Below are 1451 nucleotides of genomic sequence, written 5' to 3' on the forward strand. Positions count from 1 at the left end.
TCGCTTCGCTCTTATCGAAGTGACGCGCACACGATCCCGGGCCGGTGGATGCCGCCGGGGCGGGCTTGGGCTTGGGGAGTCGTGGGACGGGCTGTGCCCGTCACGGACTGCACGCTGCGCGGCAGTCCGGGTGCCCCGTCTTGGCGGGGTCGTCCTAGCGGACTTAAGGTCGGTAGTGACCTTGGGAGGGGCCGGCGGCGGATGCTGCCGGTAACTCGGCCTGGGCCGAAGGTGCCGCTCTTTGGCGGTCGTTCTCCCGGCTTGGCCGGGGCAGGTTGCGTTGAGCACCTGGTGGTGTGGCGATAGTGTCCCTCAAGACGCTATGACCACAGCCGAGATTTTTACGAGATCCTGAACTCGCCCCATATACCCGGGGAAGGTTGTGTAGCTTCTGACTTTACCCGCGCTACTCGTGACGCGCAAGACCGACGACTGACCGTGCTGCATCACGTGCTGCATCTATGCGCCGCCGCCGTTCTTCTTCGAGACGCTGCTGGGTCTGTTCCCAGGTTTCGCCCGGACGAGCCGCTTTTGCGATTTCTTCATCAGTAAACCCGGGATTTTTCTTTTCTGTCGGCTGTTTTGCCGGGGCTGCTTTTTGTTGCGCTTTCTTCTTTGTCTTGGGTTTCTCACCGAACATGAACACTAAATGCGTCACGCGGCGGCCAGTCTTGCGCTGCTCCCACTTCACGTTCAGCGACGTGTGCTCATTGATCTGCTCAACGGCGGGTTCGATTACCCAGCGCTTGAGATCTGAAAGCCGCTGGTAACGAGCTTCAAGCTGGAGCGCCTCACGCAACCAGTCCAGAGCCACTTCGCGCTTGCCCGTATTTCGCCACTGGCAGAGCAACTCGTAAAAACGGATCGCATGCGGGCTTTTGAGCTGGGCGACCTCATCAAGCGGGTAGCGCGTGAACTGCTCGGTGAGCTGCGTCAGGTAGGGCACCATGTCCGTGCCGAAGCGCAGGGAAACCATACCCTCAGCCTCCCGATACTCTACTGTCTGCACCCAGCGCGTGAGCCGCACTTTAGCCCCACCCTGGCCGTTTGGGGTCTCGTGGAGCGTCACGCGCCTTTCGAAAAGCCTTTCCGATGCTTCCCTCAAATGCCGGTAGGCAGTCTTGAGCCCAACACCGGCCATCTCTGCGATCTCCTGGACCTTGACGGTGTAGAGGTGCTGGTCAGTCAACGGCTCGTCACGTCGCACCTGAGCTATGCACGCCAAGACAATTCGTTGCTCATAAAGGCTCAGCCTGTAGGAGGCTTCGACAAGCGCGTTAGCTTTGCATACCACTGCTCTTTCCATGCCATCGTTCCTTAAGTGCGAGTCTCCTATAGAACTCTCACAATACCGACCCTCTACCCCATTTTCAACCGATTGTGAGAGTTTTTAAAAAGACTCTGATAAAACCGCCTTTTTCTCCACCTTTTGACCGCCTTTTTCTCCACCT

Annotated in this window: 1 protein-coding gene; it reads right to left on the minus strand. The window is 58.4% G+C overall.

What is annotated here, in order from left to right:
• Window positions 1-406 precede the first annotated feature (406 nt).
• On the minus strand, window positions 407-1306 hold the full coding sequence (locus tag V2S86_RS25295; protein ID WP_330734095.1) for a replication initiation protein: 900 nt from the start codon (window positions 1304-1306) through the stop codon (window positions 407-409).
• Between the last annotated feature and the right edge of the window lie 145 nt (window positions 1307-1451).

The sequence above is a fragment of the Serratia sp. C2(1) genome, assembly GCF_036352655.1.
Classification (GTDB): domain Bacteria; phylum Pseudomonadota; class Gammaproteobacteria; order Enterobacterales; family Enterobacteriaceae; genus Serratia; species Serratia inhibens.

Excerpts from the sequence above, each read along its gene's own strand:
- V2S86_RS25295 (WP_330734095.1), bottom strand. The coding sequence starts at position 1,306 with ATGGAAAGAGCAGTGGTATGCAAAGCTAACGCGCTTGTCGAAGCCTCC.